Origin of the sequence: Streptantibioticus ferralitis, assembly GCF_029223525.1 — a bacterium.
Classification (GTDB): Bacteria; Actinomycetota; Actinomycetes; order Streptomycetales; family Streptomycetaceae; genus Streptantibioticus_A; species Streptantibioticus_A ferralitis.
Genome location: NZ_JARHTQ010000011.1, coordinates 153,512 through 178,015, shown reverse-complemented (window position 1 = coordinate 178,015; position 24,504 = coordinate 153,512). Strand labels below are relative to the sequence as shown.

Sequence of the window (24,504 nt, the reverse complement as noted above, 5' to 3'; positions counted from 1 at the left end):
ACGGGCAAGAGTCGTCCGGGGAGGGGAAGCGCGGCGGCGGGGGCTGACCCGGCCGGGGGCTCGGCCCGCGGCCCGGGAACTGGTGCACTGGGATTTCACCGCCGTCGCCCCCGACGTGCTGTGGTGCGGGGACGTCACGCAGATCGACACCGAGGAGGGGTCGCTCCACCTCGCCACCGTCGGGGACCTGTTCTCCCGCCGGATGCTTGGCCGCACGACCGCCACCGCGACGCGGCCCCGGCCGTCGCGTCGCTGCAGATGGCCGCCGTCACCCGCGGCGGGTACGTCGACGGGGTCATCTTTCACACTGACCGCGGCAGCGATCCCGGACTCAACCGGTCGTCGCAACAACGTCGTCCTGGACCGATAGTAGATGCTCATACAGAGCTTCGGCGGGCGTCCTCCAACCGACGGTTTTGCGGGGCTTGTTGTTGAGTGAGAGAGCCACCGCCACGAGCTTACCGGCGTCCCAGCGCGACAGATCGGTGCCCTTCGGGAAGTACTGGCGCAGCAATCCGTTCGTGTTCTCGTTCGCGCCACGTTGCCAGGGCTGTGCAGGTCGGCGAAGTAGACAGGCAGCCGTTTTCGATGAGGAGTTGGGCAATGCTGGGCCAGCTCCTTACCGCGGTCCCAGGTCAACGACCCGCGCAGCGGCTTCGGGCAGTTTGGCGATCGTGGCGGCGATCGCGTCCTTCACGGCCTCGGCGCCGCGGCCGGCCAGCGAGGGGACGTTCCCGCGGCTCAATGCCGCCGCCACTCCCGGTGGTCCGCCGCCGGGGGCGCGCCGACTCCGTGGCGTGCTCGTCGTCCGGACGCAGGATCCTCAGGTCCCGGTGCATCCTGGCCCGGTCCGCGATGGCGGTGGCGCCCTCGGCGTCGGTTTGTCCGCGGAGACGCGGTGGCCTTGCCGGGTGAGTTCTTCGGCGAGTTTGCGCGTCGACTTTGTCGTCCAGCGCAGCGGAAAGGTCGAGTCCCCGCGCATGTCCGGCTCGACCAACGCCAACAGTGCAGGTCGCAACCCCGGATCCACCGCAGCAGCCCTCTTACGCCCGTCGCCGGGGCGGCGGACCCGGCCCAAAGGCTCCGCACCGGCTTCCAGCTCGACGACGCCCTTGCGGACCGTGGTCTCGCTGACCTCGGCCGCCTGCGCGACAACCCGGATCCCGCCATGCCTCAGGATCCGAGCCTCGGCCCCCATCAGCAGACGGCGCTGACGCTCGTCCAGGTACGGGAACAACACCGCGAATTTTCAAGGCGAGTTGATCACGAGAGTCTCCATCAAGGAGCCAGATCCACGGAAGCAACACCTTGATTATCTGCGCACCCTTAGAGGTCGTTTTCTCCCGTTGTTTCATCCCGGAATCTGTGGTTGATGCGGTTTTGCAGGGTCTCGCCAGGAGATGGTGTTCTCGCCGGTGAGGCGGCGGGCCATGAGGTCGGTCATCGCGACGTGGATCATGGCTTCGGAGCAGGCCGGAAGCGTCTCGTAGTCGCGGGCCAGGCGGCGGTGAAGCATGAGCCATCCGGATGGGTGGGCCGCGCGGCGAGGTGCCCGTCGGGACGGGTCCTTTTCCGCGCGGCCTCCCGCCGAACCGGACATGACGGTTTCCCTGTCATCCGGCTCTCCAGTGACTACTGCGTGAGTGATTTGGCAGGCTGTTCTGAGTGGATTCGGTCGTGGCAGGTGTCGCAGGCCACGACGGTTTTGCGTCGCCGGTGAAGCACGACGCGCGCCCAGTCAGAAGGCTGCCATCCGGCATGTGCGAGGTCGGCGAGCGCGCGGACATGGTGCACTTGCACATTGCCCTTGCTTCCGCAGATCTCGCAGGAATCCGCCAGAAGTCTCGCGATGAGTTCCTTCTGCGGATAGTCCACTCGGACCGGCTCGCGGTCGGCAAGTTCCGCCGCCCGCTGTCGTTGGAGTGGAATACCACCGAACCGTGCTACCAGTGGTTTCCTGTTCTTCCGTTCAATGTGGGCCTCGAAAGCGATACGTGGTCCGCTTGGCGTTTCGAAGGTGGTTTTATACTTCGCTGCCATCTTCGACACCGTTGAACGGTGCTTGCCCGCAAGGGTCTTGAGCATCGAGGTCTCCATGACCCATCGCAGGCGGTGCAGCCGGTAGACGTCACCGGCAAGCAGGTAATACTGGATGATTCCCCGGTAGACGGTCCCGAAGGTGGCGACGATAGCGTGGTCGCTGCTGTTCATCAGGGCCGGTTGCTTCGCGGGTTTTCCGTGAGCAAGGTAGGGGGAACACTTGGCCTTGATCACATCCAGTGGGACACGCAGCGCGATCTGCCCGTTGACCACACGACGGCCGCGGGTGACTTTGCTGCTGTTCTGCTGAGTCGTGATCTCGTAGCCGAGGAACAGTGCCGCCTGGGTGCGGGCATGGGTAATCAGCGTCTTTTTCTCGGAGAGTTCCAGCTTGAGTTCTTCGCGCAGGAACGTCGCCAGTCGCTGTTTGATTTCTTCGGCCTCGACCTTCGGCCCGGTGAACCCGAGCAGGTGGTCATCTGCATAGCGGACATAGCGAAGCCGCCTGAACCCCGGATCATCAGGATCGGAGCTCGGCGGACTGTGCATCCGCTGGCGCAGTCTGCGGGACTCAGCCCTGTCACCGCGCCGGCGTGCCCTTGCCAGCGTGTTGGCCACCGCGAGGTACTCCGGGTTGCGAGCCCGGCGTTCCCCTCGGGTGTATTCCGGAGTCAGAACTTCCTCGACGAACTCGTCCAACTTGTGCAGGTAGATGTTGGACAGGACCGGGGAGGCCACTCCGCCTTGTGGTGCTCCGGAGAGCGTGGCTCCCCACCTCCAGTCCTCCACGTATCCGGCCGTCAGCATGTTGCGCACCAACCTCAGGAACCGGTTGTCGTGGATCTTCTCGCCAAGAATCGAGAGCAGGACCTGATGATCCAAACTCCCGAAACAGTCGGCGATATCACCCTCAACAAACCAAGAAGTTCCGGTCCAGGTGTGAGCCACCTCGCGCAGGGCGGTGTGGCATCCCTTCCTGGGCCGGAACCCGTGGGAGTGGTCGGAGAATGTCGGCTCGTAATACGCTTCCAGTAGAAGGCGTACCACTTCGCCGACAAGCTTGTCCGACCATGTCGGCAACCCCAGTGGCCGCGTTGCCCCGTTCTTCTTCGGGATGTTCACGCGGCGTGCTGGACGGAATCGGTATCGCTCGTGGCGCATCGCATCGATGATGCGTCCGATCTTCCGCTGAGACATGCCGTCCACTGTTTCCTTCGTGACTCCGGGCGTCATCGCGCCGTGGTTGGCGTAGATGCGCCCATAAGCCAGCAGATATAACTGCGGGTTGGACATCTGTCGATACAGTTCATCACACGGCAGGCCACGCCTGCCGCGATCACGCAGGACACCCAGCACCGTTTCGGCGCTCTGCATTTCGCATACCTCCCGAGTCTCGGTGTCCGAATCACCTGGCCCCCTTCTCCCGATGCGGACGGCTTTCCCGTCCCCCTTGGCCGGGCGTTACTCCGGCGACTACTACGGGGCCTCCGTCGCCATAGGACTCACGTCCCGTAGGCGATCCCACGTTCGTCTCTGTTCGCACGTTCTAGCGCGACTTAGGCGTCCCACTCATCTCCTTGAATGCCCTCGTTGGGCATCGCTCCGAGCCCCGGAAGTGCACCGGACAACCCACGAGTCCAGTGCAGAGCGCGGCGCCGGTTTCAGTCGTCTTTCCGGCGGATGGGAACTTGCATCTTCTGGAGATTGGGCTTCAAACAATCCAGTCTTCGCCATATCGCGCGGGCCCCCCAGCACACCGTCCCTGACAACTGGTCCCGGTCACTGGTTTTCTGACATGCTGTTGTCCCCTTCACCTTTCGGATCCAGGTAAGTCATCTGGCCCAGGAACCTCCTTCCGCGTTCCTCCCGGCTGAGCCGGGGATACAAACAGAGCGCCTCGTGGCGCACTAGGTCCGCTCCACCGCCCAGCGTTTCGGGATCGGGGTGAATCCCCTGGTCCCGAGTGGGCGTTGGACGATTTCCAGGTCGATGCCGAGGGTGGCGGCGTGCTCGACGAGGTGCTGGCGGTAGCCGCCGTCGACCCATACCTTGCGGATCGTGGGGTGGGCGGCGGCGACCTGATCGAGCAGCTGGGTGCCGGCCACGGAGTCCTGGACGCTGGCGGCGGTGACCAGGACCGCGAGCAGGAGGCCGAGGGTGTCGGTGACGATGCTGCGTTTCCTGCCCACGATCTTCTTGCCCGCATCCGTGCCCTGACTCGTGGCGGGGGCACTGGTGGAGGCCTTGACGCTCTGCGCGTCGATCACACAGGCCGACGGGCTCGCACTCCGCCCGCCCTTCTGCCGCACCAACTCCCTGAGCAGGCCGTTGAGCTGGGCGAACACGCCGTCCTTTTGCCACTTGGCGAAGTAGCCGTACACGGTTTCCCAGGGAGGGAAGTCGTGGGACAGGTAGCGCCACTGCACGCCGGTTCGGTCTACGTACAAGATCGCGTTCATGATCTCGCGCAGCTCGTGCTCGGGCGGGCGGCCGATGTCCAGGGCATGCCGCCGACGCTCGGCCCGCCAGGCAGCCAGCACCGGCTCGATCAACTCCCAACGAGCATCGGACAGATCACTTGGATAGCAGCCACGCTCAGCCATGACCTGGACGTACCGCCGGTGTGCGAGTGCGCCCAGGCGTGGGGATACGACCATGGAGGCACGGTCCCACGCCGGGCAGTTCGGGATGAGACAGGTGCAAGCCTCATCCCACCCCACCTGTCACTCCACGCGACCAATGAGACTCAACCACACCGGCAATCCCACCAACACCGCGTCCCTACACCGCAAAACCCGGGAAATAAGGGGGCGTTGAAGGCGAAAAACATCCTCTTAGCCTCGATCTTGCGTGAGGGTTCGTCAGCTTGTTGACGGACCCTTTCTGCCTTGTTGGGGTCGGGGTTTTCGGCAGGTGGGTGTGGCTGGGGCCCGGCTGTCGCGCCGGGTGAGCTCCGGCTTCCACGGCTCCGGCAGGGTGATCAGGCTCGTCGGGACAGGGATGTTGCTGGTCAGCCGGGCTGCGGTAGGGCTGCCAGTCGCTGAATCGCACTGGTGATCACGTCGGTCCAGGGCCAGTGGGCGGCGAGGCGGAGAATGCGGCGCCGTGCCGTGGTGACGAGCTGGGCGGCGGTGCAGAACAGCCGCAGTCGCGGCCGGCGCGGTTCCCAGAGCCGGGCTGTGTCGGTGAGGGCGAGCATTGGCATCCAGGCGAGCAGGTCACGAGCGATCTGAACGATCTCCAACCAGATCTGGTTCTGTGTGGCGTCGCGGAGGGCCAGGTTGCGCAGACCGGTGACGCGGGCAGCGCGGATGCGGTCCTCGGCTCTGGCGCGCTGGCGGTGCCGCAGCACGAGCGCGGCGATCGGCGCGTGGGTGGTGTTGGTGGCGAACGCGGTCAGCCGCAGTCCCTCGGCGTCGGTGAAACGCAACTGGGCACCGGGATGAGGTCGTTCTTTGCGGACGATCAGCCGCATGCCCTTCGGCCAGCCTTTCAGGACATCGGCGTCGAGTTCGGCGACCCAGGCGGCGTCGCAGATCTCGCCGTCCGGCTCGATAGCCGGTGCCCAGGCCGAGGCGGGGACCTTCAAGACGGCGTGGTGGATGGCGTCGGTGATAGTCATGCCGACCGAGTACGACAGCCACCGGCCCGCGCTGGGCGAGCCAGGCAACGAACTCGTGCGTGCCGCCGCCGGAATCAGTACGGATCAGCGTCTTTCGTCCACGCCGATACCTCTTCGGCAACTGAGGCAGGGCCAGTTGAGCAGCGGTGATGTGGTCGGCGGCGGTGTTGGAGCCTGCGTTGCCGGGCCGCAGCAACCCGACCACCGGCTCACCGCTGCCACCCCTGCCGTGGTCGACGAAGCCCATCAGCGGGTGATGGCCGAAGGTCTTCTTCCAGGTCGCGGCCGCATCCTGCTTGTCGGAGTGCGCGACTACCAGCACCCCGTCGATGTCCACGATCACCTGTCCGCCGGCATCCGGTGCCCGGTCACCCGCCAACTGCCACAGATATACACGGACTTCGGCACGGGCCGTGCGCAGTGCGTCCAGGGCTCGCGTCCCGCTCGCGGCGAGCATATCGATCAGCCGGGAGACGATCGGGTCGGAGGCCACCGGCCCGAACACGGCCGACTCAGCCCGCAGCAGCCCGACATGCGCCAGGCAGTCCCCGCCGAGGGCGACCGTAAGCGCCACATCCAGCAGGATCTTGTCCGGCTCATGCACCGCCCGAGTCTTACGCCACGGCGTCAGCGCCGCCGATATCGCTTGATCCAGCCCGGTCTTGCGCACCGTCTCAATCAGCAGCACGGCCCCGGCCTGCGAGACCACCCCGCGACCACCGCCCTCTACACAGATACGCGGGTACGACCCGATACGCTTCTTCACTTGAGAAGTGCTCCCTCGACAGCAACGGACAGGACCCTCGAAAAGTCCTATCGTTGCAGGTCAGGAGCACTTCTCACCTTTGTGATCAAGTCTCGGACAGGCCGCCTCGTGAAAGCACGAGGTTAGACACACACTCAGGATGCGCTTTCTACCAACCACCTGCCCTGACGCATCATCCGTGCTCCTCGTCGGATGGAGCGGACAACCGGGCTCGCGCCGCCAGCCGGGCGGCGCGCAAGGCCTGTGCCGAGCCTTGCCGCAGCCGATGCCGTACCGACGGTGCCGATGGCACCTCGGCAGGCGGCCGGTCCTGGGTGGTCCGTGCGGGCACGGGAACGTTGCCTGTCAACCAGTTGGACAGTGCTCGCAAGGTGGGGTAGCGGAACGGGACCACAGGAGGCACCGGCCGTCCGATCGCCGCAGCCAGTTCGGCCGTGAGTTGTAGCAGCGACACTGAGGTGAAGCCTGCCGCGAAGAACGTCATCGTCGGGTCAAGCGGGCCACCGGCGATCGACTCGGCGATCAGCCGGAGCCGCTCGTCGGGGGCGGCGTCTTGTGGCAGTGCGGGCAGTTCGTCCGGGACCGCGGCCTTGAGGTTGGTGGTGGTTGGTAGCCGGTCCACCACGAGCACCCGTGCCGGTACCGCGGCGGCTGGCAGCCGCTGCTGCAACGCCCTGCGCAGATCGTCACCAGTCAGCCGGGTGGCAGGGCCAGGGCGCACCCACAGCCGCAGGCTCTCACCAACGTTGTCCCCGCCATTGGTTCGCATGCCGACTACGGCGGCCACGGCGTCGGACACGCCCGGCAGCGCGCGGGCCATAAGCTCGACCTCGTCGAGCGCGAGCCGGTGCCCATTGACCAGCACCTGCCGGTCGGTCCGGCCAGCGAGGTGCAGCCGCCCCTCGGCATCCCTCCTGGCCAGGTCGCCGGTGCGAAACCAGCGCACCCCAGCCTTGTCCACCGTGTACCGCCGCGACAGCTCGGTGCCGAGATAGCCGGACGCTATCCTTGGCCCGGCTACCCAGACCTCGCCCGGCCTACCCACTGGTTGCTCGGAGGCGTCGGCGGGGTCGGAGCGAAGTGCCACCCTGCGGTCGCTGATCGTCGTTCCGACCGGTATGCCACCGGCGGGAAGCGGCTGGCCAGGGGTGAACTCCTCAGCTGTGACAAGCTGCGGGGTCTCGGTGCAGCCGTAGCCGTTGACCAGGGTGGCCGCCGGTGCGCAAGTGCGGACGAGTTCGGCGGTGGTGCGGGACAGCGGCGCGCCGCCGCACACCACAAGGCGAAGCGCATCTAGCCGCCGAGGCGTGAGCCCGAACGCGAGGCCGAGCAGAAGCGGGGTCGCGTTGGCGACGGTCACGCTGTTCTTGGCGAGCCAATCTGGCACGGCGGCCGCGTCGGCGGACACTTCTTGGGGCGGGATACACACGGTCGCACCGGCTCGCAGAGGAAGGACTACGTCGCGCAGCGCCACGTCGTGCGCGGCGCCGGACAGGAATGACACCCGGTCGCCCGGCCCGATCGTGTACCGCTCGCGCAGCACGTCCAGCTCATACTCGGCTGCTCCTGGCGGCACCGCGACGGCGAGCGGCGTGCCGGTGCTGCCCGAGGTGAACAATACGTGTCCCACCGGCTCTCGCTCTGTAGCCGCGCCGGGCAGTGGTTGTGCGCTGCCGTCTCCGGTCCAGTCGAACGCCGAGGTCGCGCCCGCAGCGGCGAGTGCGGCGGCCCTGCGCTGCTGCGGCCAGCCCGCGTCCACCAGGACCGGCACGGCCTCGGCCCGCCAGCAGGCGAGCAACCGGGTTACGAACACGCGATCTCGCCGGGCTGGCACGGCAATCCTCGCACCGGCGGGGAGCGTGTCTGCCACTCGGTCTACCTCGGCGTCCAGGGCCCGGTAGTCAAGCACGCCGGCCGAGTCGGCCAGTGCAGCCGAGTTCGGAGCCCGGTCGGCCCACCGCCGCAGCAGCTCGCTGGTCGTTGCGGGTAGCGCGGTGCTGGCAGGGGGTGCCCCTTCCACGGGGCGCGGCGCGGTGGCGAGCACCTCGTGCAGCGGGGCGGCCGGATCAGCAGCGGCCCGCAGTACGGCGGCCCGCACCTGGTCGAGCAATGCGGTGGCGTCCGCCCGCTCCATCGCGCCAGCCGGGGTTACCAGGTGCAGCCGGTAGCGCCCGTCCGAGGTCAGCCGCAGGTACAGGTTCACCTCGAACAGCGCAGCGGACGGCGGCAGGTCGTACTCGACGGCAGGCGCGCCGCCGAATGCCTCCGGGCAGCTCGCCGTGGTGAGATCGTTGAACCACAATCGGATCAGCGGGCTCGCCTCGCCTGTCCTCGGCAGGTTGAGCACACGAAGCACCTCGTTATAAGGCGGCAGGCTGTGCTCGGCTGCCTCCAGGTAGCCGGTGCGGATCTGCTCGCAGAGGCCGGTGAACGCCAGCTCGGCGGGAGTGGCCAGCCGCAACGGCAGCGTGTCGAGAAGGAAGCCGACCAGTCGTTCCTCGGAAGGGCGCGTTCGACGCACGCTCGGCAGACCGACCACTTCTGGCCTCTCGCCTCCGGTCCAGGCGGACAACACCGCGACTGAGGCGGCGAGGAAGAACGCAGCTGGAGTGAGCTGCGTGGCCAGCAGCGTGGCCGCCACCTTCGCAGTCTCGGCCGAGGACAGCTCTACAGCGTCGGCCTGTCCCTGGTAGGTCGGTGGGTCCGGCGGGGTGCACAGCGGCAGCGGGGCGGGAGGTTCCGCACCCGCGAGCTGGCCCGCCCACCAGGCCAGGTCGGCCCGCCAGCGCGCCGACCCGACCTGGGCGGCCTCATGCTCTAGGTGTGCGAGCAAACTCGGTGCCGGATCGCTTAGATCGGGCACGCTGCCCGCCAGCCTGGCGTCATACGCTGCGGCCAGCTCGGTCAGCAGCACATCGGTTGCGCGCAGATCGCTGATCACGTGATGCAGCACTAGGACGAGCCAGCTTCGGCTGAGTTCCGGCACGTAAACCATGCCGGCCCGCCACAGCGGAGCCTGGTCCATCGGCAGCGCCTGCTCGGTGACCTTCCGTAGTGCCGAGTCCAGTGCCGCGGGGTCCGGCGACCGCACCACCTGTACCGATAGCGGCACCGGCACTGGCGCACCGACCAGCACCTCGAGCCGCCCCGGCGTCGGCTGGATGACTGCACAGCGCAGCGCCTCGTGCCGCTCGACAAGATCGGCGAGCGCCGCCCGCAGTGCGGCGGGCCGTATCTGATCGGCTACCTCGATCACCCGGACCACGTTGTAGGCAGGGGATTCCGGGTGCAGCTGGTGCCACACCCACAACCTGCCCAACGTTGGCCCCGCCGGAGCTGAACGAGCCTCGCCTGGCTGCCCGTTGGCCATTACACGCCCGGCCGCGGCGACGAGGCGTGCATTTCCCTCCGATGCCCGTGTCTCGACTAGCTCGACCAGTTCGGTGAGGGTCGGGTCGTCGCGCAGCAACACCGCGAGGGGCAACTCGACACCGAGCTCCTCCTGCAGCCGGGCCACCAGCCGCGCCGCCGCAAGCGAATGGCCGCCTGCGGACAGGAAACGGGTGTCGTCCGGTGTGCCGGTTTGGCCCGTCGCTGCCGCCCAGGCTGCCCGGACTACCTTGCCCGCCCTCATCGTTCCACCGCCATGGCGGCAAGCGCGGCTCGGTCAACCTTGCCGTTGGAGGTCAGCGGCAACGCGGCGAGCGGCCGCAGTGTGGCGGGCACCAGGTACGGGGGCAGCCGGTTTGCGAGGTCGGCGTGCAGTGCGGCGGCGGGTAACTCAGCCGCCCTGCAGGTGTAGAAGCCAGCCAATGTCCGCCCTCCTGTCGCGTCCACCGCCACCACAACTGCAGCCCGCACCTCGGGATGCGCGGCCATGGCGGCCTCAATCTCACCGAGTTCCACCCGGTATCCATTGATCTTCACCTGATGGTCGAGCCTGCCCAGGAACTGCATCTCGCCGTCCGGCCGCCAGCGAGCCCGGTCGCCGGTGGCATACATCCGCGCGGCAGGGTCGTCCGCCAGCGGATCGGGCAAGAACTTGGTTGCGGTCAGGTCCGGATCGTCGTGATAGCCGAGGGCGAGGCAGTCACCGGCGATGTACAGGTCGCCTGGCTCGTCGATCGGAGCCTCGCGTAACTGCTCATCCAGCATGTAGTAACGCGCGTTCTGCATCGGCTTGCCGTAAGGAATGCTTGGCCAGGCTGGGTCCACCTCGTCGATCCGGTAGTAGTTCGACCACACCGTCGCCTCGGTCGCCCCGCCCAACGAGATGATTTGCGACGATGCGGGGAACCGTGCCCTGATCTCGTCCGGCATTGACAATGGGATCCAGTCGCCGGACAGGAAAATCCTCTGCAGAGCGGGGCTTTCCGCCTGGGCCACCGGAACGAACGGCAACACCCAGGACAGCGCGGCAGGGGCGGAGTTCCAGAACGTGATTGGCTCCTCCCGAAGGATCGCGGCCAGCCGGGCGGGCTCGCCCACCGCCACGTCTCCCGGCATCCGCAGCGTGCCACCCGCCGCAAGCACCCCGAACACGTCGTATACCGAGAGATCGAACGCGAACGAAGTGACGTGCAGCAGCAGATCACCTGGCCCGACCCCGAACTCACGGTTCACCCACTCGATCAGATTCACCAGTGACCGGTGGCCGACCACCACACCCTTCGGCTGGCCAGTCGAGCCGGACGTGAAGATCACGTAAGCGATGTCGTCCGGGCCTGCCTTTTGGCCCAGCGGCTCAGCCCGCCGCGCGGCCACGTGGTGACCAGTCCATAGCCGGGGTCCGTCCGGTCCAGCGACCGGGGCGGCGGTCTCGTGGATTTCGGCGCCGTCGGAGGCTCGGTGGAGTACCACGTCGTAGCGCTCGGCCAGTTCTGCGGGCAGCCCCGGCACCTCCGTACGCTCCAACACCTCCACCTCGGCCCAGCCTCCGGTACCAGCAAGACCGCGAAGCCAGTCCGGGTCCAATCGCAGCAGTTCGGCGGGCGCGCCAGCGTCCGCAGTGGTAGGTAGTAGGTCGGCCAGCGTGACCTGGCCGCCGGGACGCACCGCGCAGGCCAACTGCGCTAGCACAGCGGTGAGGTAGCGGCGGTCGGGGAAGTACTGAACAGTGGAAGCGAGGACTGCGGCGTCCACCGGGCCGAAGCCGAGCGCGGCCACGTCGTCGGCGAACCCAGCCACCAGGTCCACCAGGAGCGACTGCTCCTCGGCGAGCACCAGCCCGGCGTCCACCGCGGAGGGCGCCGGATCGACCCCGGCGTAGAAGCCCACCTCGGGAGCCACCCGCCGCAGCACGAGGCCGGAGCCAAACCCGACCTCCAGCACACTGTCCGGCTTGTCACGCAGTACGAGCCCAGCGACGTGGTCGGCGTAGGCGTCCACCTCCTCTGTGGAGTACGTCCGGCCGCCGTCCAAGTTGAACCCGGCCGCTTGCAGCGGGTCGGAGGATCGGCTCACGGAGTCCCACATGGCGCGCACGTCCTCGCGGGGCAGCCCGTAAGGGGCCTGCTCGTCCGGAACATCGAGTAACAAGACGTCTCGCAGCGTCGGCGCGTACTGAGTCAGGGTTCGCAGCAGGGACAAGTCGGCCTCTCCCGCCAGCAGCCATCGGGCACCGACCGCGGCGAGTACCTTCGCCTGCCTTCGCACTGGCCAGCCAGGATCGACCGGAACATAGGCAGCGCCGGACAACGTGACGCCGAGGATGCCGATCACAGTGTGCTCGGTTTGGTGGCCGACCACGCCAACGTACTGGCCGGGCCCGGCGCCCTCCTCGGCCAGCAGCCCGGCAATCCGAGTGGCCGCGTCCCACACCTGTGCGTAGGTCTGTGCCGCCCCCTCCGGCGAGATGATCGCTACCGCGTCCGGGGTGCGTGCCACTGCCTCGGCGATCAGGTCGGTGGCCACCGCGTTCTTGCGGAACGGCACGCTGGTTTCGTTCCAGGCGACAGGTGGCTGCACGCGCATGCTCCTCTCTGGTCGCGGGTGGTTGGAGAGTCAGAACAGGCCGAGAGACCCGCGCCGACGCGAGCTCTCCACCATCCGTCGGTACAGCAGTGCGCCGATCACTAGCCAGCCCATCCCGACCATCGGCTCGAGAGCAGCCTGGCCGAGCGCGTGGGACATGCTGCCGCCGCTCAGGATGGTGCGGATCGCTGCAAGCCCGTGGGTGACCGGAAATACTTGAGCCAGTGCCGCCAGCGGCGTCGGCCAGAACGACACCGGCACGTTCACCCCAGACAGCGTCATCGGCATCATGAAGCCGACGTTCAGTACCATCCACTCCACGCGGGGGAAGCGCAGCGTGATGGCGCCGAGCGCGCTGCCGTAGAAGTGTGATGTGAGCCCGATAAGCAGCAGTACTGGCAGACAGCCGAGTAGCCCGGGCACCGACAGTGTCTGCCCGAACACCAACAACAGCAGAGTGAGCGTCAGCGCAGAGGAGACAACACCGGTCAGCACCCAGTTCAGTCCGCGCCCAAGCAACACCGTGACCGGGCCCACGGGGCTGGTCGCCAGTAGTTCCAGGGTGCCCTGGAAGCGCTCGGCTGCCATCGTGAGCACCACGACGGTGGCTTCCAGGCAGACCAGTGCCACTGCATTGCCGACCAGCAGGTATCGCACCTGATCCTTAGAATGCAACAGCAGCCCGATGGACGCGAAGAACGCCACTTGGGCAAGCACCCGCACGAACCAGCCCGCCAGCCACGCGCGCAAGGTGTAGAAGGTGCGGAACTCGGCGATGCCGAGCGCGATCGACTGGACAAGCACCCCGCGGTTGGGCAGCCAGAATCTGTGTGTCGGCGCTTGATTCATCCCGCTCACGCCATCGCCGCCGATCCGGTCGCGGTGACCCGGCGTACCACCCGTTCGATCAGCACCAGACCTCCGACCAGTCCAGCCGCACCCAGCACAGCTACCACCGCCAACTGCCATGCCCACCCAGGTGCGTCGGTCCGCATCGAAGCCCGTACTAGGTCCGAGGACCAAGACAGGAAGAACACCCTGGTGACCGGCTGCGCCCAGAACGGCAGCAGCGACACCGGCACCAACACCCCGCCCAAGATGTAGAACGGGTAAGTCATCGAGTTCTGGAACAGAAGCACGTTGCGTGACAGCACGAACAGCCCAGCCAGCGCGGTCGCGGTACCCGCCATCGCGAACAGCGTGACCACGAGAGTCAGCACAAATACCAGCGGGTGCACGATCCGCACGTCCATCCGGAATACCAGCCTGGCCATGACATAGGACTCAACGAAGGTCAACGCGGCCAGCCCAACTACCGCGATGATCCGGCCGAACACCACGGCGCCCAGTCGCGACGGGGAGCCGATCAGACCTTCCAAAGTGGCCTGCCAGCGCTCGTTGCTGATCATCCCGCCGCCGAGATCAAGGGACATGAACCACAGCGAGATCAGCGCCGGCGCGAACACCGCATTGGTCAGCACGGTGGGGTCGCCGTTGCGCTTCATGACGGACAGGAACATCGCGGCGAACAGTGGGCTGGTCGCCAGGATGAGCATCTGCGCCGGTACCCTGCGCGTCTCTGCTACCTGCATCCGGCAGGACGCCGCGATCACTCGAAGGATGTTCATACCGCCATCCCCCGGTCACCGACCAACTGCAGGTAGACCTCTTCCAGCGTCGGCGGCGAGGTGCTCAGTGAGGTGATCCCCTCGTCGGCGAGCAGCCTAATCACGGAGGTGAGCGACTCCTTCGAGGTCGCCTCCGCACGGTAGCGGCCCGGCTTGTCGAGCTCGCTCACCCCGTTCACCAGTCCGCTGCCGCGCAGCTTCTCCAGCACCATATTGTCTTCGGCATCGAAGTCGACCCGGTCAGGGGCGGCCAGCCTGCGGCCGACATCTCGGACGTTCGAGGTCATCAGCAGCGTGCCGCGGTCGATAACGGTTACCTCGGCGCATAGCGCGGCCGCCTCGTCGAGGTCGTGGGTGGTGAGCAGGAAGGTGCGGCCCTCGGCGAGCAGTTCGCCAAGCAGCGCGCGGAAGTCCAGCGCAGCCACCGGATCGAGGCCGGTGGTCGGCTCGTCGAGGAACACCATCCGCGGGTCGCCGATCAGGCCACGGGCCAGGTGTACCCGCTGCACCATGCCCTTGGAGAGCTCCTCCACCCGGTCGTCGGCCCGTTCGGCGAGGCCGACCCGTTCGATCAGCTGCTCGGTGCGGTGCCGCCCCACGCGGCCGCTGAGACCGTACAGGCTGGCCCAGAACAGTAGGTTACGGCGCACGCTAACCCGTGCGTATAGGCCGCGTTCACTGCCGAACACGGTACCGATCCTGGTGCGCACGTCCTGCCGGTGCTCCACCACGTCATAGCCGAGCACCCGCGCCGTGCCTTCGGTGGGAAGTAACACCGTGGAAAGGATCTTGACCAGGGTGGTCTTGCCTGCACCGTTCGGACCCAGCAAGCCGTGGATCTGGCCGGGAACGACATCAAGGTCGATCCCATCGAGTGCGGTCCGTGCCTCGGGCGCACCCCGTCGTGCTTGGTACACCCGCCGCAGTCCGCGTACCTCCACCGCCAGGTCGGTCATCCGGCAACTCCCATCTGCTTCTCAACCTCTTTCATTCCTGCACCCCGTCGGTCCTCCCAGCCGCCCGTGCCCCCCTGCCCGAGCAGTCGCCAAACGGCCGTCCGACCAAGTCCGAATTGGTATCGATGGTGGGATGTCCACCCGGCACCCGCGCGTGCAACGGTGGCCGGTCGGTCAGTGCCGACCAGTCCCGCGGCGAGGGCTCCGGGGCTAGCCAGTCCTCGTCGGCGCCGAGCACGCACCGCAGCGACGAGGCGTAAGCCGCCGCTGAACACCACGTAGGCACGCTCGCCGATGGCCTCTGTCTCGGCCATGGTCAGCCACTCGTGGGAGGCGTAGAAGACGTCCTGCCTCGCCAGCCGGTTCCACTCCGGGCAGGGTAGTTCGATCACGGATGCGAGTACGTCGCAGTTCAGAGTGGCGGTCACCAGGCCCCCAGCGAGTGTAGGTGGTCCGCGAGCATCCTCAGCGTCGGGTACTCGAAGAGCGTGGCGATGCTGAGTTCGACCGCAAAGCGGTCCCGGATCCAGGTCATGAGCTCCACAGCCGTCAAGGAGCTCCCGCCGAGGTCGAAGAAGTCATCGTCGAGACCGATCTCTGGCATTCCCAGGGCACCGGTCCACAGCGTCTGCAGCTCTTCCTCGACCGATAGGGTCTTGCCAGCTGGCGGCGCGGTCACGGCGCTCGCGACACTCGGCTGGGAGGGCGCAGCTGGGGCCGCGGCGCTGGCAGTCATGTGCACCGGCTGGCCGTTGCGGTGGTGAGCCACGGCCACCTGGTTCGAGGTCCGGGATCCCAGAAGGTCCATCAGCAGTCGCACCCCCGCCTCGGGGGCGATCCCCTCCACGCTGGTGGCCGGGACGTCGTCCGTGGGAGGCGGATCGTTCTGCGTCCGGCCCGGCTCGGCCTGTAGCCCGGTGTGGCCCTCGAGGAGATCGGCGTGCGGATCCACGCGCCGCATGGTGAATCCTGTGACCTCCACCAGGATCCGGCCGTCCGGGGCCAAGAGGTCCACGTCTGCCTTGAGCAGCCCCTCCGCTGTGCTCTCCTGGAGCCTGACGTGGCTGTAGGACTCGCCGACCGGTGGCTGATGTACCGTCATGGAGCCGTAGAGGAACGGTATGTGGGGCTCGTCGTGTTCCGGGGTGCGCGCGAAGGACGTCGCGGTGTCAAGCAGTGCCGGATGCACCTCGTATTCGGTCTCCTCCCCGGCGAACTCCGCCGGCAGCCCGAGACGCAGCAGCTTCTCGTTGCCCGCGTCCGCGTTCCGAATCTCGGTGATGTTGTCCCATCTCGGCCCCCAGGTGAACAACTGCCGAGCAATCCCGGGTTTTGGACGTGGCTGTGGCCCGGCAAACCGTGCTTTCAGGCCGGCCATATCGACGGTGCGGCCCGCGGCGGAGCCACGCGTCGCCCTGCCCATAGCATGGGTCAAGAATGAGCCGTCCGGCTCGGCCGGGTCGCAGGAACGCACCACGAACTCCCAGTGACCGTCCGCGGGAACGAAGCCGATCTCCATGGTGCGCTGCTCCCTGACCAGCAGCGGTCGCAGGAACGCGACCTCGTCCAGGCGTACCGGCCCCGCCTCACCGCCCAGCACCTGGGATCGGAACGCCCGGATGACGAAGTCGAGGAAGGCTGTGCCGGGCAACACCGCATCGCCCCGGAGCCGGTGCTCGTCCAGCAGCGGGCAGGTCTGTGGTGTCAGCACCGTGGTCCAGGTCCTCTGGCCGCTCGGAGTCGGGCCGGAGCGGGCCATTCCCGGCACAGCCATGCCGACGGTGTGCCAAGCCGGCCAGTTGATGCTTAGGAAACGGGTGCTGGAGGGCGCCGGCGACCCGGCCCAGGCGTCGAGGAAAGCGTTGGCCGCCGCATAATCGCCGCTCCCACGCAGCCCGCGCAGCGCCGCAGTGCTAGAGAACGCCACGAACAGGTCCAGGGGCTGCTGGTCGGCAAGGGCCTCGGCCAGTGCCAGGGTGCCGAGCACCTTCGGCGCGAACACTGCGTCGGCTTCCGCTGCGGTGCGGAAGTGGAGCATGCCGTCCCCGGGGACACCCGCGAGGTGGAACACTCCGTTGACGGGGCCGAATGCCGCGACGGCCTCGGCCACGGCGCGGCGCGCTGCTGCGGGGTCGGCGACGTCGGCGGCCACCGTCTTGACGTTCGCGCCCATTGCCGTTAGCTCCTGGAGACCATCACGCAGCCGGATCGCTGTATTGTCCCCGTCGGACAGCATTTGCTGCCACGTCTCGCCCGTGGGTACGGCCGTCCTGCCGACCAGCACCAGGCGCGGGCGCAGCCCGGTGCGTGCCAGGCCCTTGGCCGTCTCCAGGCCGAGCCCTCCGAGGCCTCCCGTGATTAGGTAGACGCCGTTTCGCCGCAGCACCTGGCCGGCTGCGGCGGTCTTCGGGGTGTACGGCCGCTCCGTGCGGATCCAGCGCCTGCTTCCGCGCAGCGCCAAGATCTCGCTCCGGTCGAACCGGCTGATCTCCTCGACGAGTTCGTCCTCGGGCACGTTCGCCCCGAGGTCGATCACCCTGCACGCGGCGGCGGGCTCCTCCAGAGCCAGCGTTCTCGCAAAGCCGTGCAGGGTTGCCTTGACCGGGTCGGTCGACTCCCCGCCTGTAACATCGACAGAGCGGTCGGTGACCACGAGCAGGTGGGGCGCGCCCTGGGCCCCGGAACGCCGGGCTGCGTGCTGGACGAGGGACAGCGCGCTGTGGAAGGTCTCGCGAAGCTGGTGGGCGGCGTTGGCTGTGGTCGGAGCCTCCCAAGGCCCCATCGTCGAGGCATGGACGAGGATGCGGGGACAGACGCCTCGTCCGGCCAGCGTGGTGAACAGCCGATCCATATCGGTTGTTTCGTCGAGGCGGACGCGGAAGCCGGAAGCGGACTCCTCGTACGCCTCCCCGGCGCGCACCGGGAGGACGCGGAGGCCTGCTCGTTGACAGGCTGCCATCAGGTCGAGTGCCCGCCCGTCATCCGGCGGGAGCAGGACGAGGGCTGGCTCGTCCCGGCGGTCAGCGGGCACGGATTCGCGTGGGTCCTCAACCCAGGCCAGGGTCGTGAACGGGGACACGTCAGCCGTCGGGGGTGTGTCGTCGTGCCTGGACGGTTCCGAGCGGTCTGCGCCGGCGTGGACGATCGCCTCCGTGTCCCGTGCATCTCCGTGTTCTGTCGGGGCGGGTGTCTCCAGCCAGTGGCGGACGCGTTCGTACGGATATCCGGGTATCGCAGTCCGCCGCACCGGCCGTTGCTGGTCGACTGCATCCCAGTCGATCGTGTGGCCCTCGGTCCACAGGACGCCGACCGCGTTCAGCGCGCACTCCCACTCGTCCCGTCGCCGCTCGCCGCGGTGCGGCAGGGTGGCAAGCGCCAGGCTCCTCCCGGATGCGACGCTCGGGTGCTGAGCCGCCACGCTGGTCAGCGTCCGGCCCGGCCCGACTTCCAGAAGGATCTGGTCCTGGTCGGCGAGCGCCTCGTCGATAGCCTTGCCGAAGAGCACAGGTTGGGCGAGCTGCCCCGCCCAGAACCCGGGGCTGGTGGCCTCCTCGTCAGTCACCAGGCGGCCCGTCATCGCCGATCGCACCGGAATACGGGGCGCGCGCAGCGCGACACCAGAGAACGCGGCCTCGAAGCAGTCAGCGGCGGCGGCCATGGACCGGCTGTGGAAGGCGTGGGAGGTGAGCACAGGTCGGGCGTTGATGCCACGCTCCGCAAGCGCCACGCCGAACTCCTGCAGCACGTCCTCCGGCCCGGAAACGACCGTCTGTCGGGGGCCGTTGACAACGGCGACTTGCAGCGCCTCGGGGAGCAGCGGCACGAGGGCCTCCGCCGCGGCCGTCACTGCGAGCATCCCGCCAGGCGGGGCGGCCGCTGCAGCCTGGGCGCGCGCGGCGACGAGACGGGCCGCGTCGGGCAGGTCGAGGACACCGGCGATGGTCGCCGCCGTCAGTTCCCCGACGCTGTGGCCGAGTAACTGGTGCGGCGTCACGCCCCAGGCCGACCACATCTGGGCGAGCGCGTATCCCGTGGCGAACAGCAGGGGCTGGGCGATGGCCGTGTCCTGCAGTTGCTCGTCGTCTGTCGCGTTCAGCCACGTGGTCCGCACAGTGAGCCCGTGCGTGTCGAGCAGGTCGAGGCATTCGTCAAAGGCACGGGTGAAGGCTGCCTCGGAGCCGTGCAGCCCCGCGGCCATCCCGGCATGCTGGGATCCCTGGCCGGGGAACACGTAGGTGACGGGGCGTGGGGTCCGGGCGGTTCCGGGTCCGGTGATCACGCGTGGGGCATTGGCGGTGCCTGTGAGGGCGGCCGCAGCCTGGTCGGGGCGCGAGGCGACGACAGCAGCACGCACCCCGTGCGGCGACCTACCATGCTGCAGGGTAGCCGCAGTGTCCGCGAAGCCCTCCCCGTTCTGCCGACCGAGATGGTCCGCCAGCCTGGCCCGGTAGGCACGCTCGGCCTGGCCGGTCCGGGCAGACCACACCACGATGCGGGCACGGTCCTCGGCAGTGGTCGGCTGCCGGGCGGGCGCTTCCTCCAAAACCGCGTGTACGTTGGTGCCGCCGATACCGAGAGAGTTGACGGCTGCCATGCGCGGGCGGCCGAGCACGCGGTCCCATCGGCGCAGCACGTCGTTGACGTAGAAGGGGGACTGCTCCAAACCCAGTTTCGGGTTCAGGTCGGTGACGTTGATGCTCGGCGGTATCTGCTCGTTCTCCAGGCTGAGCACGGCCTTGATGAGAGCGGCGGTTCCGGCTGCGTGGCCGAGGTGTCCGATGTTGCCCTTGACGGAGGCCAGCGCACAACTCGCCGTCTCCCCACCGTCGTGGCCGAGGTCGCGATATGCCTGGTGAAGCGCCGCCACTTCGATCGGGTCGCCCAGCGGCGTGCCCGTGGCGTGCGCCTCCACATAGGAGATCTGCTGGGGCGTCACGCCCGCCAGCATCATGGCCTCGACGATCGCGGCTGCCTGGCCGGAGACACTGGGAGCGCTGAACCCGACCTTGTCGGAGCCATCATTGTTCACTGCGATGCTGCGGATCACTGCCCGGATCGGGTCTCCGTCAGCTACGGCGTCCTCCAGCCGCTTGAGCGTGACGACGCCGACGCCGCTGCCGAAGATGGTGCCGCTGGCGGCCCGGTCGAAGGGGCGGCAGTGGCCGTCCCTGGTGAGCGGGCTGCCAGGTGCCCACCAGTGCCCGTGTCCCAGGGGGAACTCCACGTCGGCGCCGCCTGCCAGGGCCAGCGTGCACTCGCCGTTGCGCAGTGCCTGGACGGCGAGGTGGGTGGCGACCATGGAACTGGAGCAGGCCGTCTGCACTGACATGCTCGGGCCGCGCAGGCCCAGGGTGTAGGACGTAAGCGTGGCGACGTAGTCCGGGTTGTTGAGTACATCGATCGACATGCCGGAGGCGCTGCGCAGTTCGCCGGGGTGGCTCGGGCCGGCCTGGTCGGCATAACGGTTGACGCCGGCCGAGCCGAAGACCCCCACGTCGGTGAGACGCTGCGGGTCGTAGCCCGCGTTCTCCAGGGCACCGTGTGCCGCCTCAACAAACAGCCTGATCTGTGGCCCGCACACGGCGGCCTCCCGCGGCGTGAACCCGAAGAAGTCGGCGTCGAACTTGTCGACGTCCGGGGCGAGCGCCACGGCCTTCACGTAGTCGGGGTCGGCGATCGCGGCGGCGGGCACTCTGGCCGCCCGCAGCTCGTCATCGGCGAGGAAGTGGATGGACTCCCGTCCTTCGCACAGGTTCTGCCAGTACTGCTCGATGTTGTGAGCGCCGGGGAATCGACCGGCCATGCCTATAACCGCGATGGGTTCTACGAGATCGTTCATGGTGTACCTCAGTCCTGGCGGTCGAGCTGCCGACATGTCGCCCTGCGGTGCGCGGTCACCCGCAGGCGTTGTTCTTCGGACGGGCGAGGGGCGCGGCCCAGGATGTCGTGGGAGCACCGGGTCGGCCAGAGGGGGGACGCTCGCCTGCATCAGACGAGAGCCCTGGTCAGCCACTACCGCTGACGCGGCGACCCCCTGCCAGCCGACCTCCGCAACTGGGCCCGACCCCCCGCCACCCACTCACTTCAAGATCTCCGGCTCTAGTATTCGTTTCACGTCGGGACCTCGCCGACGATCACCAGGTCAAACCGGACATCCCGGGAACGCTCCGGGGCCCTGGCCATCACCCTTCGATTACCTGGTGAATGTTTGCTTTGGCACGTGTTCCCCCTGACTTGCCGTGAAGTCGCCTGCTCGATGGATGAACCCTCAACCATCAACACGAATTGATTCCAGAGCCCCAAGGAGCAAGCCGCCTCAAGCGCATGCCCGTTGCCGCCCCGTCTCCATATGAGCAGTTGGCAACGCTAAGCGCTCCCCGTTACCTGGCCCGGTTCAACGTACGTGGCCGTCGAGGGAGAGTCAACGATCTTCTTGCGAGAAGCCCCGGCGTCCGCCCACCTGCAACTAGTCAACGATGAATAGGAGTTGACAAACACCGCCTGATTGGGCAGCCTCCGATCACCGGCCATCCGAGGCCCCTTTGCGAGCTCCGGCGCGCAACCATAGGCAGTCGTTCATGCAGAGGCGTGCGAATATGCCGTACCTTAGCGACAGCCAGCATAAGCGGATCAATCGGACACAACTCCCTACACCGTCAACTCCCGCCTTTATCTTGTTCGGTCTGGTACTGCGTGTAAAGGTCACCCACATGGCTGCTACTTCGATAACTGTCCCGTTAGTTTCGTTACCTCACCTGATGACGGCCGTTTGTGCCTTCCGCACTGACGCGGTAGAGGTGACGGGTGAAGTCAGGCCAATTACTTACCCCGAACAGGGCATCGCGGCTGAGGTGATGAACTGGATTCGCGAGGAGTGGGGTGCCGAAGTGAAGCCCCGCATCCTCTACGAGGAGGCGACCATTCGGAACCTGGTGGCGACGGTGCCGCTGTCGGCAGTCCCTGAGTCCCCCGTGGCCGGTGGTTGATGGACGCCCAATCGCAACCGATCTTCTCACGTCAGGCGTTGGCTGGCGAAGTCGCGTTGGTCACTGGGGGGTCCTCTGGGCTCGGGCTGGCGATCGCGGAGAAGTTCGCAACACATGGATGCCAAGTCCTCATCGCCGCGCGCTCCGAAGAACGACTGAAAGCCGCCAGTTCCCTGGTCGCACAGCGGACGGGGCGCCCGTGTGCCACATTCGGCTGCGACGTAAGGGATCCCTCTGCCGTCGACAGCGCGCGTGAGCGTCTGCTTGACCTCTTTGGGAAACTCACGATCGTGGTGAACAATGCGGCCGCGAATTTTCGGATGGCCGCGGACAGGATGACGCTGAGGGCGTTCTCCACGGTCGTTGATATTGACCTTACAGGAACCTTTAATGTCACCCGGGCGTGTGTGGGAGAACTGAAGGCGGCGGGTGGAGGATCCATCCTGAACATCACCGTGCCGGACCCTGAGCGCGGCTTCCCGCAGTACTCCCATGCTGGCGCCGCGAAGGCGGGCATTCTTTCACTGACCCGCAGTTGGGCACGCGAGTGGGGCGAATACGGAATCCGAGTCAACTCCCTGGGGCCGGGGCCTGTGCCTACCGAGGGGGTTGCCAGGAACATGCTGGGGATGTCCGACGGCAGCATGGCGTTCCGTGATTTCACGGACGAAGTTCCGCTGCGGAGACTGGGCACTCCAAAGGATGTGGCAGATGCGGCGCTGTTTCTCAGCAGCCGGGCCGCCAGTTGGATCACCGGGGTGCATCTGCACGTAGACGGTGGGTTCAGTCTCCCGTGATTCCGGGGGTGTCGGGTGCGGAACCTGCTCCACTGCGAGGGGATGCCGTACTGTCACCAAGAGGACTCCAGAGATCCGTCCCGCCGGCCCGTGCGACGAATCGGTCCAGCGGGCAGGAAAGCAAGCACGAGCCATGGGGCCAAGCGCTCGTATCCCGCCGCGGTGAGCGCGGCCGGGTCGACCTTCGCGTAGGCCTCGCGCAGGGTGCCTTCGTCGGGCACCCGGTAGCGGCCGGTGATCGGGTTGAAGGGGCAGCCGAGCCGCTGCAGCTCGGCCGGACCCAGCCGGCGTGCCCATTCCGCCACTGCGGCAAGGGAGTTGTGGCCTGCCGACGTCAGTGCGCACACCCCGATCGCGAGCAGGGTGGCCAGCCGGTAGCGCACCCCGCGCGGATCCCGGGGATCGGGCACCTGGGCCAGGCGGCCGAGCAGTCCCTCCGGCACGACAGGCCGCGGCGGCAGGGCGGATGTGAGGGAGGGGGCGGCGCTGGACGCCGGCGAGATGAGCGATGATGGAGCGACGAGCACGGCAACCTTGCGGATCTTGAAGCGTAGACAACTCCATGATCCACAGGCGGCCGTGCTCGTTTCACGTTGGGGCCTCGCCGACGATCACCAGGTCAAACCGGCCATCCCGGGAACACTCCGGGGCCCTGGGGTGATGGCCGCGGGGTGTTGGTGAGGAATACCTGATGCCGCAGCCCCTCAACCTGGTCGAACAGGGACAGCTGGGCTCCGGGGTGCGGCCGCTCGCGGCGCACGATGATGCGGGTGTCTGGCGGGTAGCCGTCCAGATCGACCATGCCGGTCAATTCGGCGACCTCAGCGCCATCGCGCAGCGTCCAGTCTTGGTCCAGGCCGGATGCCATAGGCAGTCGGGCAGGGCCCGGATGGCGCGGCGGACCGGCTCGGTGATGGCGTGTCCGACCGAGAAGAAGGTGTGGATTCCTCGTTCCCGCAGGCCACGGACGTGGGCAAGGAAGGCTTTCGCGGATCCAGCGCTGTCGGTGCGGACGAGGATGTCGGTGCCGTGCCGGTGGGCGTCGGGTAGCTGTGCGAGTGCCTGGTCGAGCACCGTGATGTGGTCGCTCGCGGTGTTGGCGCCGGCGTTGCCGGGCCGCAGACGGCCGGACAGCGCCTCGCCGGTGTTGGGCAGGAAGCACAGCAGCGGGTGGAACCCGAAACCGCCCTTGTAGGTCGGTGCGGCCTGCTCCTTCTCGGAGTGGCAGGTGATCAGCATGGCGTCGAGGTCCAGGACGAGGCCGGGCAGCATGCGTCCCGCAGCCCGGATTGCGGGTATGCCCTCACCGTGTTCGGCGGCCTGCAGCCAGGCGGCTTCCCGGGCATGGGCGCCGGCCGAGCGCACAGAAGCCAGTGTCCGCTCGTCGATGTCGGCGAGCAGCCGCCAGGCCGTTGGTGTCGAGGCGACCGAGCCGAACACTTCGGTCTGGTCCCGCAGCACGGCCAGGTCCGCGATGGTCCCGCCGCCGTCGGCGAGCATCACCGCCAGGTCGGTGGCGATGCGTCCAGGATCGTGTCCGGTCCCGCGAGGCCGCAGCGGTCTGAGCGCGGTGAGTACGCGGAGGTCAGCCCGGTGGCATCAGCGAGATCCGCCAGCAACTGTGCCCCAGCATGCCCGACCGCCCCCGAACCATCGGCACTGACCTGAACCTTGGGACGCAATCCGATAGCCTGCACGTAGAAAGTGCCCTCCGCTTAGACCGACAGAACCCCTCG

At 67.6% G+C, this 24,504-nt stretch carries 10 protein-coding genes and 6 pseudogenes; 2 read left to right on the top strand and 14 right to left on the bottom strand.

The window, feature by feature from the left end:
* Positions 1-331: 331 nt before the first annotated feature.
* The 12 genes and pseudogenes from P2L57_RS19090 to P2L57_RS19035 all read right to left on the bottom strand — a co-directional run.
* Positions 332-733: pseudogene (locus P2L57_RS19090) on the bottom strand (IS30 family transposase); the annotation flags it as partial.
* A gap of 150 nt (positions 734-883) precedes the next feature.
* A pseudogene (locus tag P2L57_RS19085) lies at positions 884-1,292 on the bottom strand (ISAzo13-like element transposase-related protein); the annotation flags it as partial.
* A gap of 59 nt (positions 1,293-1,351) precedes the next feature.
* Positions 1,352-1,525: pseudogene (locus P2L57_RS19080) on the bottom strand (IS5 family transposase); the annotation flags it as partial.
* Between the two features lie 107 nt (positions 1,526-1,632).
* Positions 1,633-3,414 carry a reverse transcriptase/maturase family protein gene (locus P2L57_RS19075; protein ID WP_275816046.1) on the bottom strand — a complete coding sequence of 594 codons (1,782 nt, stop codon included), beginning with the start codon at positions 3,412-3,414 and terminating at the stop codon, positions 1,633-1,635.
* Between the two features lie 536 nt (positions 3,415-3,950).
* Positions 3,951-4,643: pseudogene (locus tag P2L57_RS19070) on the bottom strand (IS5 family transposase); the annotation flags it as partial.
* 407 nt (positions 4,644-5,050) lie between these two features.
* Positions 5,051-6,428 (bottom strand): annotated as a pseudogene (locus P2L57_RS19065) (IS1380 family transposase).
* A gap of 172 nt (positions 6,429-6,600) precedes the next feature.
* Positions 6,601-10,062 carry a condensation domain-containing protein gene (locus P2L57_RS19060; RefSeq protein WP_275816044.1) on the bottom strand — a complete coding sequence of 1,154 codons (3,462 nt, stop codon included), beginning with the start codon at positions 10,060-10,062 and terminating at the stop codon, positions 6,601-6,603.
* Entirely contained in the window at positions 10,059-12,395 is a 2,337-nt protein-coding gene (locus tag P2L57_RS19055) for an amino acid adenylation domain-containing protein (protein WP_275816042.1), read from the bottom strand. The genes P2L57_RS19060 and P2L57_RS19055 overlap by 4 nt, the downstream gene beginning before the upstream one ends.
* 36 nt (positions 12,396-12,431) lie before the next feature.
* Positions 12,432-13,250, bottom strand: coding sequence for an ABC transporter permease (locus tag P2L57_RS19050; RefSeq protein WP_275816040.1), 819 nt, complete (start codon positions 13,248-13,250; stop codon positions 12,432-12,434).
* A gap of 5 nt (positions 13,251-13,255) precedes the next feature.
* Positions 13,256-14,029 (bottom strand): ABC transporter permease, encoded by a 774-nt coding sequence (locus tag P2L57_RS19045; RefSeq protein ID WP_275816038.1) that lies wholly within the window; start codon positions 14,027-14,029, stop codon positions 13,256-13,258.
* Positions 14,026-14,985 carry an ABC transporter ATP-binding protein gene (locus P2L57_RS19040; RefSeq protein ID WP_275816036.1) on the bottom strand — a complete coding sequence of 320 codons (960 nt, stop codon included), beginning with the start codon at positions 14,983-14,985 and terminating at the stop codon, positions 14,026-14,028. Before P2L57_RS19040 ends, P2L57_RS19045 begins: the two co-directional genes overlap by 4 nt.
* A 424-nt stretch (positions 14,986-15,409) precedes the next feature.
* A complete protein-coding gene (locus P2L57_RS19035; protein ID WP_275816034.1) occupies positions 15,410-20,824 on the bottom strand; it encodes a type I polyketide synthase in 5,415 nt (1,804 codons plus the stop codon).
* 919 nt (positions 20,825-21,743) lie between these two features.
* On the opposite strand from P2L57_RS19035, the gene P2L57_RS19030 reads away from it, so the two are divergent.
* Both P2L57_RS19030 and P2L57_RS19025 read left to right on the top strand, forming a co-directional pair.
* Positions 21,744-21,971: a hypothetical protein gene (locus tag P2L57_RS19030; RefSeq protein WP_275816032.1), complete on the top strand. Its 228-nt coding sequence runs from the start codon at positions 21,744-21,746 to the stop codon at positions 21,969-21,971.
* Positions 21,971-22,768 (top strand): SDR family oxidoreductase, encoded by a 798-nt coding sequence (locus P2L57_RS19025; protein ID WP_275816029.1) that lies wholly within the window; start codon positions 21,971-21,973, stop codon positions 22,766-22,768. Before P2L57_RS19030 ends, P2L57_RS19025 begins: the two co-directional genes overlap by 1 nt.
* A gap of 53 nt (positions 22,769-22,821) precedes the next feature.
* On the opposite strand, the gene P2L57_RS19020 is transcribed toward P2L57_RS19025, so the two are convergent.
* Together P2L57_RS19020 and P2L57_RS19015 are read right to left on the bottom strand one after the other, a co-directional pair.
* A complete protein-coding gene (locus P2L57_RS19020; RefSeq protein ID WP_275816027.1) occupies positions 22,822-23,295 on the bottom strand; it encodes a transposase family protein in 474 nt (157 codons plus the stop codon).
* 131 nt (positions 23,296-23,426) lie between these two features.
* A pseudogene (locus P2L57_RS19015) lies at positions 23,427-24,465 on the bottom strand (transposase); the annotation flags it as partial.
* Positions 24,466-24,504: the final 39 nt, after the last annotated feature.

Excerpts from the sequence above, each read along its gene's own strand:
- P2L57_RS19075 (WP_275816046.1), bottom strand. The coding sequence starts at position 3,414 with ATGCAGAGCGCCGAAACGGTGCTGGGTGTCCTGCGTGATCGCGGCAGG.
- P2L57_RS19060 (WP_275816044.1), bottom strand. The coding sequence starts at position 10,062 with ATGAGGGCGGGCAAGGTAGTCCGGGCAGCCTGGGCGGCAGCGACGGGC.
- P2L57_RS19050 (WP_275816040.1), bottom strand. The coding sequence starts at position 13,250 with ATGAATCAAGCGCCGACACACAGATTCTGGCTGCCCAACCGCGGGGTG.
- P2L57_RS19045 (WP_275816038.1), bottom strand. The coding sequence starts at position 14,029 with ATGAACATCCTTCGAGTGATCGCGGCGTCCTGCCGGATGCAGGTAGCA.
- P2L57_RS19040 (WP_275816036.1), bottom strand. The coding sequence starts at position 14,985 with ATGACCGACCTGGCGGTGGAGGTACGCGGACTGCGGCGGGTGTACCAA.
- P2L57_RS19035 (WP_275816034.1), bottom strand. The coding sequence starts at position 20,824 with ATGAACGATCTCGTAGAACCCATCGCGGTTATAGGCATGGCCGGTCGA.
- P2L57_RS19030 (WP_275816032.1), top strand. The coding sequence starts at position 21,744 with ATGACGGCCGTTTGTGCCTTCCGCACTGACGCGGTAGAGGTGACGGGT.
- P2L57_RS19025 (WP_275816029.1), top strand. The coding sequence starts at position 21,971 with ATGGACGCCCAATCGCAACCGATCTTCTCACGTCAGGCGTTGGCTGGC.